Origin of the sequence: Eubacterium sp. SB2, from assembly GCF_001244405.1 — a bacterium.
GTDB lineage: Bacteria > Bacillota > Clostridia > Lachnospirales > Lachnospiraceae > Faecalicatena > Faecalicatena contortus_B.
On the sequence record NZ_LN865148.1, the window covers coordinates 17,351 to 35,053 of the forward strand.

Annotated in this window: 15 protein-coding genes; 2 read left to right on the top strand and 13 right to left on the bottom strand. The window is 48.8% G+C overall.

The window, feature by feature from the left end; all coding sequences use genetic code 11:
- Window positions 1-543: 543 nt before the first annotated feature.
- From carB to BN1938_RS00165, 5 genes are all read right to left on the bottom strand, one after another.
- A complete protein-coding gene (gene carB, locus BN1938_RS00145) occupies window positions 544-3,747 on the bottom strand; it encodes a carbamoyl-phosphate synthase large subunit (RefSeq protein WP_050638655.1) in 3,204 nt (1,067 codons plus the stop codon).
- Window positions 3,747-4,817, bottom strand: coding sequence for a carbamoyl phosphate synthase small subunit (locus BN1938_RS00150; RefSeq protein ID WP_050638957.1), 1,071 nt, complete (start codon window positions 4,815-4,817; stop codon window positions 3,747-3,749). The genes carB and BN1938_RS00150 overlap by 1 nt, the downstream gene beginning before the upstream one ends.
- A gap of 222 nt (window positions 4,818-5,039) precedes the next feature.
- Window positions 5,040-6,266 (bottom strand): transglutaminase domain-containing protein, encoded by a 1,227-nt coding sequence (locus BN1938_RS00155; protein ID WP_050638656.1) that lies wholly within the window; start codon window positions 6,264-6,266, stop codon window positions 5,040-5,042.
- Window positions 6,267-6,441: 175 nt separating this feature from the next.
- Window positions 6,442-7,590, bottom strand: coding sequence for a lactaldehyde reductase (gene fucO, locus BN1938_RS00160; protein ID WP_050638657.1), 1,149 nt, complete (start codon window positions 7,588-7,590; stop codon window positions 6,442-6,444).
- Window positions 7,591-7,723: 133 nt separating this feature from the next.
- A complete protein-coding gene (locus BN1938_RS00165; RefSeq protein ID WP_050638658.1) occupies window positions 7,724-8,293 on the bottom strand; it encodes a TetR/AcrR family transcriptional regulator C-terminal domain-containing protein in 570 nt (189 codons plus the stop codon).
- Window positions 8,294-8,485: 192 nt separating this feature from the next.
- Here BN1938_RS00165 and BN1938_RS23570 point away from each other — a divergent pair, with 192 nt between their 5' ends.
- Together BN1938_RS23570 and BN1938_RS23235 are read left to right on the top strand one after the other, a co-directional pair.
- The gene (locus BN1938_RS23570) at window positions 8,486-8,662 is read left to right on the top strand and encodes a hypothetical protein (RefSeq protein WP_167702518.1); all 177 of its coding nucleotides are present in this window, start codon (window positions 8,486-8,488) and stop codon (window positions 8,660-8,662) included.
- A gap of 68 nt (window positions 8,663-8,730) precedes the next feature.
- Window positions 8,731-8,871 carry a hypothetical protein gene (locus BN1938_RS23235; RefSeq protein WP_153918368.1) on the top strand — a complete coding sequence of 47 codons (141 nt, stop codon included), beginning with the start codon at window positions 8,731-8,733 and terminating at the stop codon, window positions 8,869-8,871.
- Between the two features lie 621 nt (window positions 8,872-9,492).
- Here BN1938_RS23235 and BN1938_RS00175 read toward each other — a convergent pair.
- The 8 genes from BN1938_RS00175 to BN1938_RS00210 all read right to left on the bottom strand — a co-directional run bounded on the left by BN1938_RS00175 (window position 9,493) and on the right by BN1938_RS00210 (window position 17,683).
- Window positions 9,493-10,758 carry a peptidoglycan-binding protein gene (locus BN1938_RS00175; RefSeq protein ID WP_050638660.1) on the bottom strand — a complete coding sequence of 422 codons (1,266 nt, stop codon included), beginning with the start codon at window positions 10,756-10,758 and terminating at the stop codon, window positions 9,493-9,495.
- 162 nt (window positions 10,759-10,920) lie between these two features.
- Complete coding sequence (gene rseP / locus BN1938_RS00180) at window positions 10,921-11,955, bottom strand: RIP metalloprotease RseP (protein ID WP_050638661.1); 1,035 nt, start codon at window positions 11,953-11,955, stop codon at window positions 10,921-10,923.
- Between the two features lie 3 nt (window positions 11,956-11,958).
- A complete protein-coding gene (dxr, locus tag BN1938_RS00185; RefSeq protein ID WP_050638662.1) occupies window positions 11,959-13,101 on the bottom strand; it encodes a 1-deoxy-D-xylulose-5-phosphate reductoisomerase in 1,143 nt (380 codons plus the stop codon).
- A gap of 29 nt (window positions 13,102-13,130) precedes the next feature.
- Entirely contained in the window at window positions 13,131-13,940 is an 810-nt protein-coding gene (locus BN1938_RS00190; protein WP_050638663.1) for a phosphatidate cytidylyltransferase, read from the bottom strand.
- Entirely contained in the window at window positions 13,933-14,649 is a 717-nt protein-coding gene (locus BN1938_RS00195) for an isoprenyl transferase (protein ID WP_050638664.1), read from the bottom strand. The genes BN1938_RS00190 and BN1938_RS00195 overlap by 8 nt, the downstream gene beginning before the upstream one ends.
- 142 nt (window positions 14,650-14,791) lie before the next feature.
- Window positions 14,792-15,343, bottom strand: coding sequence for a ribosome recycling factor (gene frr / locus BN1938_RS00200; RefSeq protein WP_050638665.1), 552 nt, complete (start codon window positions 15,341-15,343; stop codon window positions 14,792-14,794).
- Between the two features lie 14 nt (window positions 15,344-15,357).
- Entirely contained in the window at window positions 15,358-16,053 is a 696-nt protein-coding gene (gene pyrH / locus BN1938_RS00205; RefSeq protein ID WP_025656828.1) for a UMP kinase, read from the bottom strand.
- A 34-nt stretch (window positions 16,054-16,087) separates the two neighbouring features.
- On the bottom strand, window positions 16,088-17,683 hold the full coding sequence (locus BN1938_RS00210; protein ID WP_330377739.1) for a ClC family H(+)/Cl(-) exchange transporter: 1,596 nt from the start codon (window positions 17,681-17,683) through the stop codon (window positions 16,088-16,090).
- Window positions 17,684-17,703 lie beyond the last annotated feature (20 nt).

Here is a 17,703-nt window from a genome sequence, read left to right on the forward strand (position 1 = left end):
TATCTTGCTTAGACGTATTGAAACTATTTATGCAGTGACTTGTATATGGCTTTCTGCCTATTCGAAACATTAATTTTTTCATAAATCGTACAAACTCTGTTCTTACAAACAAGCACCAATTCAGATGAACCCCAACGCCCAGCCAGCCCACATCCGCCTCTCCCGTCAGGATCCCCACCGGAAACGCATCTTTTCCTACCGACCGGATGCACCTAGCTTACCGTGAGCCGGGACGTGCTGTGAAAAGCACCTGTCCTGTTGGAAATGCTTTTAGCGAGCCTAGCATCAGTTAGAGGAAATCCGCAAAATCAGCCGGAGAAAAGTTGCTCCCGAAGCAACTTTTCAGAACACCTGAGCCGCTTAATCACCAGATTAAGCGGTGAATGTGTTCGGTTCCGGCTGATTTTGCGGATTTCCTCTTACTGCTGCTTGGCGCAGCGGCTGTATTTCCAACAGGACAGGTGCTTTTCACAGCACGTCCCGGCTCACGGTAAGCGACCGCCCCTCCATCCGCGCCCGAGTCCAAAACTCGTTCGCTAATCCTTATTGTACTGTCGCGATATCGATTAAGGTAAGTTTTTGTATGTCTGTATTTTCCAGGCTTGTGATAAGCGCCTGCGCCGTATCCATGGCTGTCAGCACGTTCACTCCTGTCTCGATTGCATTTCTCCGGATGATGAATCCATCCCGGGAGTGGTCAGCTCCCTGAGCGGGGATATCGATGACCAGGTCGATCTCGTGTCCCAGGATCAGATCCAGGAGGTTTGGGGACTCCTGCTCGATCTTGCGGACCGGTATCGCCTTGACTCCCGCTTCATTCAGCGCCCTGGCTGTTCCGGCGGTGGCAAAGATGCGGTATCCGATGGCGGCAAATCTTCTTCCGATCTCTACTGCATCCTGATGGTCTTCGTCACGGACGGTCATGATCATATTTTTGAACTTCGGCAGTTTGATTCCGGCTCCGATAAATGCTTTGTAAAGCGCCTCTCCAAATGTCTTCGCGATTCCCAGGCATTCTCCGGTGGACTTCATCTCCGGGCCCAGGCTGATGTCGGCTCCCCGGATTTTTTCAAATGAAAATACAGGCATCTTGATGGCAATGTACTCGGCCTCTTTCTGGAGTCCGGGGGTGTATCCCATTTCTCTGATCTTCCCGCCGATGATTACTTTTGTCGCCAGGGGTACGATCGGGATTCCGGTTACCTTGCTTATATATGGTACTGTCCGGCTGGAGCGTGGATTGACTTCGATTACATAGACGTCCTCATCCCCGCATACGATAAACTGAATATTTATCAGGCCGATGACATGGAGGGATTTGGCTAATCTTTTTGTGTACTCGGCAATCTTGTCTTTTGCCGCCTGGCTCAGGCTCTGTGCAGGATATACGGAGATGCTGTCTCCGGAATGGATTCCCGCGCGCTCAATATGCTCCATGATCCCAGGTATCAGAATATCTTCCCCGTCACATACGGCATCAACCTCTATTTCCTTGCCCTGCAGATATTTATCTACAAGAATCGGGTGGTCCTGTGCGATTCTGTTGATGATTCCGATAAATTCGTCGATGTCGTGATCGTTGATGGCAATCTGCATTCCCTGGCCGCCCAATACATAGGAGGGTCTCACCAGAACCGGATAGCCCAGCCTGTTTGCCACTTCTTTTGCCTCTTGCGCCGTATATACGGTACCTCCGGTTGGGCGCGGGATCTGACACTGTTCCAGAATCTCGTCGAACAGCTCCCTGTCCTCAGCCTTGTCTACATTCTCGGCGGAGGTTCCCAGGATCGGCACCCCCATCTTCATCAGGCTTTCCGTCAGCTTGATGGCTGTCTGGCCGCCGAACTGCACGACCGCACCGTCCGGCTTTTCTATATCTACGATGCTTTTTACATCCTCTGGGGTCAGCGGCTCAAAATACAGCTTATCCGCAATATCAAAGTCTGTGCTGACAGTTTCCGGATTGTTATTTACAATAATCGTCTCGTAACCTTCTTTTGAGAATGCCCAGGTACAATGCACGGAACAGAAGTCGAATTCGATTCCCTGTCCGATGCGGATCGGGCCGGATCCAAGCACCAGGACTTTCTTTCTGCCTCTGGTCTCTTCCACCTCATTTTCTCTTCCATACACAGAGTAGTAGTACGGCGTCGCGGCAGCAAACTCTGCGGCACAAGTATCTACCATCTTATAGGAAGCTACAATGCCGTTTGCATGGCGCATATCGTGGATTTCCTCTTCGCTCCTGCCTGTCAGGGCTGCGATCACCTGATCCGGAAATTCTATCCTTTTTGCCTCTCTGAGAAGTTCCGGGGTAAGTTTCTCTGACTTCAGTGACTCCTCCATCTCAACAAGAATGGCCAGTTTATCAATAAACCAGAAATCAATCATCGTGATCTCATGGATCTGCTCATAAGTCATGTTTCGGCGGATCGCCTCTGCAATTCGCCAGATACGCATATCGTCTACAATCGCAAGCTGCTCCCTGAGCTTGTCATCTGAAAGTCCTGTGAAATCATAGGACATCAGGCTGTCAACGTGCTGTTCCAGAGAGCGGATCGCTTTCATCAAGGCGCCCTCAAAGTTGTCACAGATGCTCATAACTTCTCCGGTCGCCTTCATCTGCGTTGTCAGCGTCCTCTTGGCGCTGATGAATTTATCGAAGGGAAGCCTTGGAATCTTTACCACACAGTAATCCAGCATCGGCTCGAAGCTTGCATAAGTTTTACCGGTTATAGCATTTTTAATCTCATCCAATGTATAACCCAGCGCGATCTTCGCCGCAACTTTGGCAATCGGATAGCCGGTCGCTTTGGATGCCAGAGCAGAGGAACGGCTGACACGCGGATTCACCTCGATTACACAGTATTCAAAGCTTTCCGGATTGAGTGCATACTGTACGTTGCATCCCCCCGTGATATTCAGCTCGCTGATGATATTCAGGGCAGATGTACGCAGCATCTGATACTCTTTATCCCCCAGTGTCTGGGATGGGGCAACCACGATACTGTCACCTGTATGCACACCCACCGGATCAATATTCTCCATGTTGCAGACCGTGATACAATTCCCCTTGGAATCCCGCATCACCTCGTACTCGATTTCCTTCCAGCCTGCGATGCAGCGCTCTACCAGAACCTGTCCCACACGGGAGAGGCGCAGGCCGTTTTCCAGGATTTCCACCAGCTGCTCCGAATTCCGGGCAATTCCGCCGCCGCTTCCTCCCAGTGTGTATGCGGGGCGGAGTACGACAGGGTATCCGATCTCATTGGCAAATGCAAGGCCGTCCGCAACATTCTCCACAACAAGGGACGCAGCCACGGGCTCGCCGATCTTTTCCATTGTGGCCTTGAATTCCAGGCGGTCCTCCGCCTTTTTAATCGTCTCTGATGTAGTTCCGATCAGGCGCACGTTATTCTCTTTAAAGAATCCGGCCTCGTCCAGCTCCATTGCCAGATTCAGGCCTGCCTGCCCTCCCAGCGTCGGAAGTACACTGTCAGGCCGTTCCTTCCTGATCAGCTGTTCCACAACTTCTACGGTAAGCGGTTCAATATACACCTTATCGGCTATATCTTTATCGGTCATGATTGTTGCCGGATTGGAGTTCAGCAGCACAACTTCAACCCCTTCTTCCTTTAAGGAGCGGCATGCCTGTGTCCCCGCATAATCGAACTCTGCGGCCTGTCCGATAATAATAGGCCCCGAACCGATGACTAATACTTTTTTGATACTGTTATCCTTTGGCATTATTTCGCTCCTCCCATCATTTCCATAAATCTGTCAAACAGGTAACCCGAGTCCTGCGGTCCCGGGCAGGCTTCCGGATGAAACTGCACGGTAAAGATATTTTTCCCCTGATATTGCAGACCTTCATTCGTTTCATCATTGACGTTGACAAATGCGGGCGCAGCGATCTCCGGATCCACGCTTTTATCATCCACCACATAGCCATGGTTTTGTGAAGAAATATACACGCGCCCCGTCCGAAGGTCCTTGACAGGATGGTTGCCGCCGCGGTGGCCGTACTTCAGCTTATGTGTGGCCGCACCAGTAGCAAGAGCCATCAGTTGATGCCCCAGGCAAATCGCAAAAATAGGAATATCGGTATGGTATAATTTTTTGATTTCTTCGATAATAGAAGTGCAGTCTGCAGGGTCACCAGGGCCGTTAGAAAGCATGATGCCGTCAGGATTTGCTGAAATGATTTCCTCTGCAGTTGTGCTGGACGGATAAACAGTCACTTCACAACCACGTTTATTTAAAGAATTGGCTATATTATTTTTGGCGCCCAGATCGAGGAGTGCTACTTTCTTCCCGCTTCCTTCCAGCACATACTTTTTACTGCATGTCACTTTAGAAACAACATCTCCCACCCTGTAGGCCTTTAGTTTTGGAAGAATCTCTTCCAGGCAGTAATTTTCATTCGTGGTAATCATCCCGTTCATGGTGCCTTTTTCCCTTAATATCTTCGTAAGGGCACGGGTATCCACATCCGCAATCCCCGGAATATCCTGCTTTTCAAGAAAATCCTGGATCGTTCCTTCACACCTGAAGTTGCTTGGCATCCTGGACAGTTCCCTCACGATGTATCCGTCCGGCCATGCCTTTTGGGATTCCATATCCGGTGTTATGCCGTAATTCCCGATTAACGGGTATGTCATAACGACGGCCTGTCCCGCGTAAGAAGGGTCAGTCAATACTTCCAAATACCCTGTCATGGAGGTATTAAATACGATTTCACTTATCATCTCTTTTTTCGAACCAATGCTTTTTCCTGAAAACACGGTTCCGTCTTCCAATATCAGAAACGCTTTCATCTGTTCACCTATTCCCTTCCTGTATTTCGCCGCCCCGTAAGCCCTGTAAACAGCGCCCGTAAAAGCAACAAACAGAATCTCATTTATTTTACATGACAAAGGCACTCTTGGAGTCTTTCAATCCAGAGCGCCCTCGTTCTCAAATTGTAAAGATTATACTACATTTAAAAACAGATTTCAACAAAATTTTTAAACAACATTCTGTAACAATTTTCCGGAAAATTATTGATAGTTCCAGAAAATCGTGATCTTATTCATCGTCTCATCCTCTATATAGGTATACTGCACAGATTCAAGTCCGTAGTATTCCAGCAGATTCTGGGCCGCTCTCTGAACCAGGTCGTTCAGGATACTGTCATGTGCCTCCTGATAGAGTGTATCATTTGCAAACTTACAGGTAAAAGAATCCGCCCTGCTGTAGATGGTGTCATTCATATCCTTCAGCAGCTGGTCCGGCTGATATTCCTCGTAGTACATGCCGTTGAGTTTATAATAGTTCAAATCCATGGAACTGCAGGGCGGATAGCCCACTGTCGTATCCATGGTATGGTTTTTCATGATTTCCGCATCGCTGCAGCAAAGATAATCATAATTAATACTTTGCTCCGGCAAATTTTCCCCGCTCTCGGTCTCCAGGAATACCGGATCCCCGAAAGTAACATCCATTTGATAGTATTGCCCGTCACACTTCACGATATTCCATGCATGCGCTCCCTGTCCGGGAATCGTTCCGGTTACATAGATACACTCGATGCCTGTCTTCTGCAGAAGATACTGAGCGGCGCGGGAATATCCCGCACATACGGATGCCTTCCCCGCCAGGGCACTGTATATGTTCTGATTGTCAGGGGCCTCCATATTATAGTCCACAGTATTTACCAGATATTCGAAAATGTATTTGATCTTATCATATTCCGAAGCGTTCCCGTCAATCCCTTCAAAGCATGCAGAGACAGCCTCATCAATCTGTGCCTGCTTCTGTGTCCGCTCCTCCTGTGTGCAGGTATATACAGGCTGTACTTCAGAATAGTCCGCATAGCTGGTCACCTGCATCTCCCCGGTACACCAAAATATCTCCGGCCTGTCGCTGAAAATAAACTGGCACACCTTTTTGAGCACCTCCACATCGGGTGAATGCATATAGATGGCTTCGTTAAAGTCCATCATCCCCTGATAAAGCTCCTTATACAGGTTCTGTTCCGTATCCGGAAGCTGCCGGTAATAGTAGCCCTGTGCCACATCGTCTTCCGGTATTCTAACTTCCTCAAAGGGAACACTTGTGCTTTTCTCCACCTGGACCTTCACCGTCTCAATCACTTCTTTTGTGGACGCAAAAAGGCCTGGGAGCTGCTGAAAAGCCACCGCTCCCAAACCTGTAAAAATGCCTGTCAGAATGAATATTCCGGCTACGACCGGCCATTTTCTTCTTTTTTTCCTTCTTCCTGCCATAATCCTTCCCCGTTCTGCCGCTTCCCCACACCTGTGCGATCCCCGCCGTTCTTACAGAGGGAGCCCTGGCTCCGCCGGTGCGGCGGGAGAGCAGCTTAAAGAAGAGACCTGAACAGAGCTGCCCGCCGTTCTTACAGAGGGAGCCCTGGCTCCGCCGGTGCGGCGGGAGAGCAGCTTAAAGAAGAGACCTGAACAGAGCTGCAATGTCCTCTACGGAAGTCTCCTTCGGATTCCCCGGCCTGCAGGCATCCGCATATGCCGATTCAGACAAAAACGCAATGTCCTCCTCTTTGGCAATGCCTTTGAGGTCTGCCGGGATTCCGACATCTGCAGATAGCTTTTTCACTGCATCCACTGCCGCCCTGCGGTACTCTTCCTGTGTCATATTTTCGGTTCCTTCCACACCCATGGCTTTTGCGATCTCCCTGTACTTCTCTCCTGTGGCGTCTGCATTGTACTCCATAACCGTTGGGAGCAGAATCGCATTCGCAACTCCATGCGGTGTGTCATAAAGTGCGCCCAGCGTATGTGCCATAGAATGCACAATTCCCAGCCCTACATTGGAGAATCCCATCCCTGCCACATACTGTCCAAGCGCCATGTCCGCTCTTCCCTCCGGCGTATTGTCGACTGCGCCTCTCAGGGAGCGGGCGATAATCTCAATAGATTTTAAGTGGAACATATCTGATAATTCCCATGCTCCGGCCGTAATATACCCCTCAATTGCATGTGTCAGCGCATCCATGCCCGTGGATGCTGTCAGCCCCTTCGGCATGCTGGACATCATGTCCGGATCAATCACTGCCACGATCGGGATATCGTGGGGGTCAACACATACAAACTTTCTGTTCTTTTCAACATCTGTTATCACATAGTTAATCGTAACTTCCGCTGCCGTACCGGCTGTCGTCGGAACCGCAATAATCGGCACACACTTATTTTTCGTGGGTGCGGTGCCTTCCAGGCTTCTGACATCCTCAAATTCCGGGTTGTTGATGATGATACCTACCGCTTTGGCTGTATCCATAGAAGATCCGCCGCCAATTGCAATGATATAGTCCGCACCGGAGGACCGGTACGCAGCGACTCCCGTCTGCACATTCTCAATGGTCGGATTGGGCTTAATATCTGAATAAAGTTCATACGCCAGATCATTTGACTCCAGCACATCCAGCACCTTCTGTGTAACCCCAAACTTCACCAGATCCGGATCAGAACACACAAATGCCTTCTGAAATCCCCTGGCCTGAACTTCAGCCGCAATATTATTGACCGCCCCTGCTCCATGGTAAGATGTTTCATTCAAAATAAATCTGTTTGACATAGCACATATCCCCTTTACATTTTATAGATTGCCTTGCAGCATCATTTATTGTTATAATTATAACAACCTGAAACATACAGAGACAAGTTACAAAATGGCGTCTATGTAACATTTATTCTTACAATACCAGATCCTATTCATCCTGCAAATCAGGCTGCAGTTCAGAGAGCAGTTCTTCCAACGGCTGCGGGAGCGCCTGTATGAGCAGATCTGCCATCTTCTCCGGAGCCAGATCCATATTTCTCCTGGCCCACCGGGCAGTCATATAGATGGAACCTCTGCAGTACATCTCCAGCAGAAAGCAGATATCCTCATCCAGCGGTTTTTTCGTCTTCTTTTCTATGATATTCTTATAAAACTGCAATATGCATTCATAGTCATAAGCAACCAGGGAATTGTAATCCTCCGACTGAAAAGCTGCTGCAAAGAATGTCTGTTCGTTTTTGATAAACCAAAACTTTTTCTCAAGCCCCTCCCTTAAGGTCATGCTGACACCCATCTGCAGAAAAGACTTCTTAGCAAGACGTTCAAAATGCCAATTCACCAGATCATATTTATCCAAAAAGCAGCGGTAAAAAGTCTGTCTTGTCATACCGCTCTTTTCTACAATCTCTTTCACCGTTATCTTATCCAACGGTTTCGCGCCCATCAGTTCTGTCATGGCTGTCACGAACTTTTGTTTCGTCCTATCCCCATTATCCATGCTTTTCACCTCTATATAAATTATAGTTTAGGATCCCCTAAACTTCAAGGTTGTTGTATCATAAATCATCCAATAAATATATTCTGATCAAGTTATGTGTTTCTTTCCGTCACACATAACTCTCACCCTTAACAACATTTTAATTCTCACAGCCCATATTTTATGGTATGATAGCAGAAAGGAGTGATACAAATGATGCATGTATTTTATTGTATAAAATGCAAAAGATACCATTATACAAACAATCAGTCGCACGCAAACTGCTGTGGAGAACAAATGTATTATGTAGACGTGGATTTCACTGAATTTGTCAGAATGAACCGTGAAGAACGTGCAAGCTTCTTACAGCTTTATTCTCTTGCAGAATAAGGCTGTATTTCTGCATATTTACCTTAATTCTGCACACACTATCATAAAAAGTGCAAGGAGGTTGTAATATGAGAGAAATCAAAATGCCCTCAAAGACAGCTGAAGAAAATGAATACGATGACCATAACATTCCCGAAATCGATCTGCCGGGAAAAGCAAGCGTAGGAAACATCATCCCCGATGAAGTTCCGCGGCGCGACGGGGATTAAGTAAGGGGGACGCTAAGTAAAGCAGGAGGCAGAATTGCCCCGGGGCAGGGTGTGGTATTTCCGGGCACTGTCCGTTTACTTAGAATCCGTAGCAGAAAAAAAGAGGCTGCTGATGGAACCAGCCGTATTTGGCACGAAATTCTGATGAATTTCGCGCCAAATACGGCTTTAGAATTTAATATGAGACATCAAATTCTATCCATCAGCAGCCTCTTTTCTTCTGCAACGGCTTCTAGCGCGCACTCTATGCGCCCGGAAACACCACACCCAACCAATTCAATCCGCCTCCCCCGACCGGAATCCCCGCCGGTAAATTCATACCCCCGGCCGGATGCAAGCAGCCGCCGGAACCGGACATAGGTGTGGCTGGAGGCGTAGCTGCGGTTGTTAGCTGGAGTTAAGTAAAATAGAAGGAAAACCGGGGCAAAAAATGTAATCACCAAATTACATTTTTTCCTGGGCCCAGCGCGCGAACCCATCAAGGGTTCGGGTGATGTGCCCAGGCTGCTCCGGTTTTCCTTCTATTTTACTTTACTCCAGCTTACAGCCGCAGCCCCGTCTCCAGCCACACCTATGTCCGGTTCCGGCGGCGGACTATGCACTTCTCCCTCCCGCAAGAATTCACCCCAATTCCGCAATACGTGATACTCCTACGTAGATTTCTGATATTTTGTACCAGGTTCTATAGTCCACGGTTCCCGTCTGCGGAAGGCCGAACACGGACTGGAATTTTTCTACGGTTGCAGCCGTTGCCGGCCCGTATATTCCGTCTGCATCGATTTTAGGGATGGCGGGATATGCCCCGGCTATGACGTTAAGCTGTTCCTGCATCTGCCTGACTTTATCGCCGCTGGAGCCGATCTCCAGAGTGTAGCCCGGCCAGGAGGAGGGGACTCCGGATATTTCCTGGGCGGTGTTGATATACATGTCGTCTCCGTAATAATAACGCAGAATCTCGATCGGGCTGTAGCCCTGCTCCCCGAGCGCCATTGACCCCCACTGTGTCATCCAGTTTGGACAGGTTACCCTGCGCCCGTCGCAGTACTGTGTCAGGATCGGCTGCCTTACATTAGGTCTGGACAGATAATCCGCAAATAACTCATCTACGATCACAGAGATTGTATCATAAAAATTTCTCTCCGGAATCCATTTGTGGTCAAATGCTGTGGAGGATGTGATCGTGAAATCATATCCTTTATTACGGTACCATTCTGTGTACACACGGTTCAGAGTAAAGGACATAATAGCCAGGACATTTGCCCGGATCGTATCTGCCGGCCATGTGGCGTAGATTTCACTGGATGCTACATTTTTGATGTAATCTTTATATTTTACATAATAATTCTGTGCGGTAGTGTCCCGTGGAGAACCGTCATGGACGATAATAAATTCCGGCACTACCACTCTGCTCAGTACGATTTCACCGGTCTCGTTAATCGGTTTTATTTCCTCCTCCGCTATCTTTGGGGGATATTCGCCGTATAATGTATGTGCGGGTATTACAAAAACCTGTTCATTCTCCCGGGTCTGGTCATTTGGCCTGAGCGCCACGTTCTGTATTGCTCTTACATCCGGCAGAATCTCTGTCCCCGCAATGCTCATGGGTTCAAACCCCGGTGCGCTGATATCCAGTGTGTATTCGGAGTAGGGCTGGTACTCAACCGTCGGATTCAGGCTGTACTCCAGGGGAGGCGCATCCAGATCCAGTACATCGGTCTGCCCGGACGCATCCGTATTCACCTGCTCCAGTGTACTCTCCGGAACTCCGGTATAAGATATCGATATTGTCGCCCCGGTAACAGGAAGTGCCGTAATCTCTGATGTAACGTTAATCTGCAGCTGCCCTTTGTCTACAGCATTATTCTGCATTGCTCTTAAAGAAGTCATATATTCCCTCGCAAAAAATTCATCTCTATTATATATATGCGCCGGAATTTAAAATGTGCCTGCGGGCAAAACAGGGAAATTGCCGTCAATAAAAATACGCCCCGGAAAAGACACCCGCTGTTTACCGCGCGTATCTTTTCCGAGGCGTTCACGCTTATCTCGTCAAAAAATATTCCGTATATCATTGAACAGGACTACGACCATAAGAACCATCAGCAGTGCAAAGCCTGCAATGTGCACCATACCTTCCTTCTCCGGGGGCACACGTTTGCGCCGTACGGCCTCAACGATCAAAAATACCAGTCTGCCGCCGTCCAGAGCCGGAATCGGCAGCAGGTTCATCACTCCCAGGTTGGCCGACAGCAAAATAGCAATGTTCAGCAGATTCAAGATAACCGTTGCCGCACCCGAAGGAGCCGCCTGCTTGTATGTGTCATCCACAAAATTCACAATCCCCACAGGCCCCGACATCTGCTTGATTCCGATCTGCCCGGTAACAAGCATCCTGAGGCAGTCAAACGTATAATTTACCCAGTACCGCAGCGTGTACGCTCCGTACTTGACAGAATCAACCAGACCGGCCTTTGTATTTGCTGTGCTGCCACGGATTCCCATCCGTTTCATGCTGTCCCCCTCTAGCTGCCTGGGTACAATCGTGGCCGTATACTCCTGCCCGTCTCTTTCGTATGTGACCTCCACGGAATCTGCATCTCTGTTCATCATATTAAAGAGACTGACCTCTCTCCATAGATGAATATCCTTTCCATTCAAACCCGTAATGACATCGCCCTCCTGAAGCCCCTGCTCCATGGCTGAGTATCCCGCATCCACACCCTGGACTACCGGAGCATCATACCCGATCCAGGCCACCAGAATGACAGAAAATATCAAAGCCATAATGAAGTTGAACACCGGGCCTGCCGCAATTACAGAAATCCTTGCCCAGACAGACTTGCTGTTAAAGCTGCCCTCCGTCAGATCATCCGCATCATCTTCCCCCATCATGCATGCCCCGCCAAATGGCAGAAGCTTCAGGGAAAACTTTGTCCCTCTGAATTCTTTTCCTATGATTGTAGGACCAAGTCCCAACGAAAATTCGTCCACGCGTATGCCATTAAGCTTCGCCAGGGTAAAATGTCCCAGCTCATGAAATATAATGACCACGCTGAACAGAAGTATTGCTAAAATTATCCCCATATACTACCACCTGTTTTTTATAAATTCATATGTTGCCTGCTCCGTATTTAGTATCTCTTCCACTGTAGGATGTTCAATTATTTTATGTTTCTCCATACAGGCCTGTATCATCTCCGGAATCTGCAGGTAACGGATCTTCCTTTCCAGAAAGAGGGCTACGGCCTTTTCATTGGCTGCGTTGAGGACTGTCGGCAGGGATCCCCCCCGCCTTCCGGCCTCGTATGCCAGCTTCAGGCCATAAAATGTTTCCATATCTGGTTTCTCAAATGTAATCTGTGAGAGGGCTCCAAAATCCAGCCTGCCGCCCGGAAGATATCTTCTCTCCGGATAATACAGGGCGTACTGAATCGGAAGCTTCATATCCGGAGTCCCAAGTTCAGCGATAACAGCCCCGTCCTCGTACTCAACCATAGAGTGGATAATGCTCTGTGGCTGCACGACTACTTCAACCTGGTCTACCGTCACGTCAAAAAGCCACTTCGCCTCGATAACCTCCAGGCCTTTGTTGACCATTGTAGAGGAATCGATCGTGATCTTGCGCCCCATCTCCCAGTTCGGATGCTTCAGGGCGTCTTCCACCTGAATGTTCCCAAGCTCCGCTTTTGAACGGCCCCTGAAGGGCCCTCCGGAGGCCGTCAGCAGTATCTTGTGGAGAGCGGCCCTCTGTCCGCCCTGCAGGGACTGAAAAATGGCGCTGTGCTCGCTGTCCACGGGCAGGATTGACACCCCATGTTCCCTGGCCAGCGGCATAATGATATGACCTGCCGTGACAAGTGTTTCCTTATTGGCAAGCGCAATATCCTTCTTCGCACGTATCGCCTCAATCGTAGGCAGAATCCCGATCATACCGACAATGGCCGTTACCAGAATCTCCGATTCGGGCTCTGCGGCTGTTTCCAGGATTCCATCCATTCCCGCCATTACTTTTACATCCAGGTCCCGGATATGCGCTTTCAGTTCCTTCGCCTTTTCCTCTGACCACACTGCCGCCATCTTAGGATGAAACTCCCGGATCTGCTTCTCCAGCAGTGCAATGTTGCTGCCCGCTGCCAGTGCGGTTACTTCTATATCGCCGTTCTCACGCACGACTTCCAATGTCTGGGTTCCGATAGAACCTGTGGAGCCCAGTATTGCAATTTTCTTCATATGCAGTTCCTTCCTTTGTACTCTATCACCTAAAGAAGAACAGACAGGTAATATATGATAGGCGCCGTAAATATTACACTGTCGAATCTGTCAAGTATCCCGCCATGCCCCGGTATCAGCTTTCCATAATCTTTGATATTGTGGTTACGCTTGATTGCAGAAGCCGCCAGATCGCCCACCTGTGAGATCGCGCCTCCCGCTGCGCCGATGATTGCAAACCTGACAATGCCTGCGCCCGCATCCCCCCACTTGTTGATAGCAAGGGCATACAGCACGCCCAAAAGTGCGGCTCCTGCGATCCCGCCTATACCGCCCTCCACTGACTTTTTGGGGCTCAGCTTCGGAGCCATCTTATGTTTTCCGATCAGCATGCCCACGCAATAGGCACAGGTATCGCATCCCCAGGAGCAGATGAATACCAGCCATACGGTAAATACCCCGCCCGGAAGGATGCGGATCTGATAAATATAGGACAGCATCACAGCCACATAAAATACACCGAAAAATGCTGCCAGTATCTGCTCTGTCCTGTATTTTGGAAAGGAGAATACAAGCACTCCCATCATACAGATTAAAAATACCATGAACAAAAGCATAAACCAGTCTGTCCCGGACGGCAGAACCGGCTTCAAATAAATCAGGGCATAATAGGCAGCCGCAAAGAGATAGCCGCAGATTCCCGGAGCCTTGTTACGGATATCAAAGACTTTGTAAAGTTCGCTCAGGCCGATCATGCTGATGATAAATAGCACTGCAAACAGAATGCTTCCGCCGGAAATCACTGTAAATAGTGCAATGAGTACTAATAGTATTCCACTGAGTAGCCGTGTCTTAAACATCCTGTTCCTCCTTTACGCCCCCGTAACGTCTGTCTCTTCTATTATACTGCTCGACAGCTTTTACCAATTCCTCTTTTGTAAAATCCGGCCATAAAACGTCTGTAAAATAAAATTCCGTATAGGCCATCTGCCAGAGAAGATAATTTGAAAGCCTCTGCTCACCGCTCGTCCGGATCAAAAGATCCGGATCCGGAATACCATGTGTATCCAGATACGACTCATAGACCGGGTCACTAATCTCCTCCACACGTATCTTCCCATCCACGCAATCCTGCGCCAGGCGTTTGACTGCCCTTATCATCTCATCCCTGCTGCCATAATTAATAGCAATTGTGAAGTTCAGGCCGTTGTTGTTTTTGCTGGCCTCCTCCAATTCTATTATCCTCTTCTTAATATCTTCATCCAGCGCTTTTATATCCCCGATTACACGGATTTTCATATCATTTTTCTCAGCCGTCTTCAGACAGGTCTTCATGTAATTGCGAAGCAGCTTCATCAGCGCATCTACTTCGCTCTTCGGCCGGTTCCAGTTTTCCGTGGAAAATGCATATACGGTCAGGTATTTTATTCCCATCCGCCATGCCTCCTCGCAAATTCTTTCCACATTTTTGCTGCCCTGCGCATGTCCGTAATTTCTCGGCATTCCTTTTGACTTTGCCCACCGGCCGTTGCCGTCGAGTATGATTGCTACATGCTGTGGTACGTTCATTCTATATATCCTCCTAATACCGTAGCAGTTCAGACAGGCCTGAACTCTTATGCATCCAGCCCATTAAATCCGCCTGCCTTATATCAGCAAAAGAGAGGCTGTATAATACGAGCCCCTCTTGTTTTCAAGTGATAAATCCCCGTTAAACTGTAAGCACTTCTTTGGATTTTGCTTCCACACAGCTGTCCACTTTTGCAATGAATTTATCTGTCATCTTCTGAAGGTTTGCTTCCAGATCTTTGATACCGTCCTCAGAAATCTCTCCGCCTTTGAGTTTCTTAAAAGCTTCGTTTCCGTCGCGTCGGATATTGCGGACTGCAACTTTCGCCGCCTCACCCTTTTTCTTAACATCCTTAACCAGTTCTTTTCTGCGCTCTTCCGTCAGTTCCGGGAATACCAGACGGATGGTGCTGCCGTCGTTCGTCGGATTGATACCGATATCTGACATATTGATTGCTTTCTCTACCTCTTTGAGCAGGCTCTTTTCCCAGGGCTGAATCTGGATTAGGCGCGCCTCAGGTACAGAGATATTCGCAACCTGCTGAATTGGTGTAGGTGAGCCATAATAGTCTACGGTCAGCTTGTCCAGTACATGCGGATTGGCACGTCCTGCCCTGATTGTTGCCAGTTCGCTGTTCAGGTTGTCTACGGTCTTCGTCATCTTTTCTTCATATTTTTTTAATTTTTCATCCATGTCAATTGTCCTCCTTATACTGTTACTTTTGTCCCGGTAAATGTCCCGCTCATCGTCTCTGCGATACTGTTCTCTTCATTCAGTCCGAATACAAGCATGGGCATCTTATTCTCCATACACAGGATGGATGCTGTAAGGTCTACCGCCGCAAGCTTCTGGTCAATAACCTCCTGAATCGAAATCTCTTCATACTTCTTTGCCTCCGGATTCACCTTCGGATCGCTGTCATAGATCCCGTCGATTGCCTTAGCTAAAAGCATGGCATCTGCTTCTATCTCGATTGCCCGAAGTACCGCCCCTGTATCCGTGGAAAAATACGGATGGCCTGTACCGCCGGCAAAAAAGATAACCTTACCTTCTTCCAGGGCTGCGACTGCCGCATCCTTGGAAAATAATGTGGTAAATGCCCCACATACAAACGGGGTAAAAATCTCTGTCTTCATTCCCACATGTCTGAATATATCGGATACATAAATACAGTTCATAACCGTTGCCAGCATCCCAATCTGATCTGCCTTTGTCCGGTCTATTGTCTCGCTGGTGCGGCCCCTCCAGAAATTACCTCCTCCGGTCACTACCGCGACCTGAATTCCTTCGTCCACAAGCTGTCTGACCTGTTCTGCCACACCAATGCAGGTAGCCTCGTCAAACCCGGTCTTCTTATCTCCTGCAAGTGCTTCACCACTCAGCTTTAACAATACTCTTTTCATACGTCTTTAGCTCCTTCAAATTCTGTTGATTACTCTAAAATGAAGTATAACATAACTTTTCCATTTTGTCATGCACATATCCGGCATCTCTTTCATCTGTCATCGTAGTCAGTGTATCCCCTGCCATTAACATGGTCCTCCCCTTGGGAATCCGCTCTTTTCCGCCCCTTTCCAGAGCAACGAGAAGGCAGTTGTCGGGCCAGGTAATCTCCTCCACGCTTTTGCCTTCCAGCACGGAACCGTTCATGATCACAAAGGTGCTAAGCACCTTTTGTCCGGGGCTCTTCATATTCTGAGTCTGATTTTTTCCGGAATTTTTCAGAATACGATCCAGCATACTTTCATAGATTGGTTCCGACTTCATCAGCGTAGCGACGATATATGCAGTAACCGAAACAATTGCCAGGGAAAGCATCTGGCTCACGGAACCGGACATTTCAAACAGAAGGATAATTCCGGTAATCGGCGCCCGCACAATCGCCGTAAAATATCCAGCCATGGCCAGCAGGACAAAATTATTGATATACATTTCCTCCAGCCCGAAGAACTCAACTCCTGTCATGGCGAAAATGCCGCCGATCATGGCGCCCAGTATCAGCAGCGGAAAGAATATCCCTCCCGGGGCCCCGGATCCGAAACTGACTGCAGAGAAAAGAAATTTTACAGCAAAGGTCACGATGACCAGACTGAGCGCCATTTCCCCGTTTGTTAATGTGATGATCAGTTTGTGGCCGCTGCCCAGCACGGAGGGCATTACAAGCCCCAGGACTCCTGCTGCCAGAAAGGCAATCATCAGCCTGGAAGTCTCATTCAAAAACTTTGGCTTTTTATACAAATCCTGCGCTTTCAGCATAGCCCAGTTATAGAAGACTCCCATCACGCCGCAGACCGCTCCCAGAAGAATCAGCATCCAGTAATAATTCTGCGGAAGGTAATGTTCCAGCTGGAACTTAAAAACCGGATCCAGGCCAAGTATATGGGAGGATATGTAGTCAGCTGTCACGGATGCTGTCATGACGGAGATCAGTATGGACATGGAAAAGCCTTTATGTATCTCCTCCAGTGCGAACATCATGCCCGCGAGGGGTGCATGAAAAGCCGCGGCAAGGCCTGCGCTGGCCCCGCATGTCATAAGGAACCTTTCCTCCGTCTTCCCCCGGTCGAGCATTCTGGACAGTCCCTGACCTGCCATCGCCCCGAGCTGGATGGAGGGGCCTTCTCTTCCCAGCGACAATCCGCCGAACAGGCAGAGAAAACCGCCGGCAAACTTGGCAGGCAGCACCTTTTTCCAATTCTGCGTCAGTTTTCCGGTTACTTCTCCCTCCACCTGGGGGATACCGCTCCCGGATATCATCGGAGCCCATTTTACCAGTCTGCCAACCACATATGCCATGAGAAGCAGAATCACGAACCAACCTGCGATCCGTACGGGGTTGCCCCTGATATATTTCAGCACAATATCCAGCCATTTTCCCGCATACGTCAGTGCAACCCGGTACAACAGCACCAGCAGCCCTCCCACTGCACCTACAAGAAGGCCCTCTCCGATCAGGATGACCGGAAAGCGCTGTGCCCGTTTAATGGTATGTGAAGTATCCTTTTTCAATGTTTTTCCCTCTTTTCCTCTCATTCGGGTGCGCCCCCGCAGCA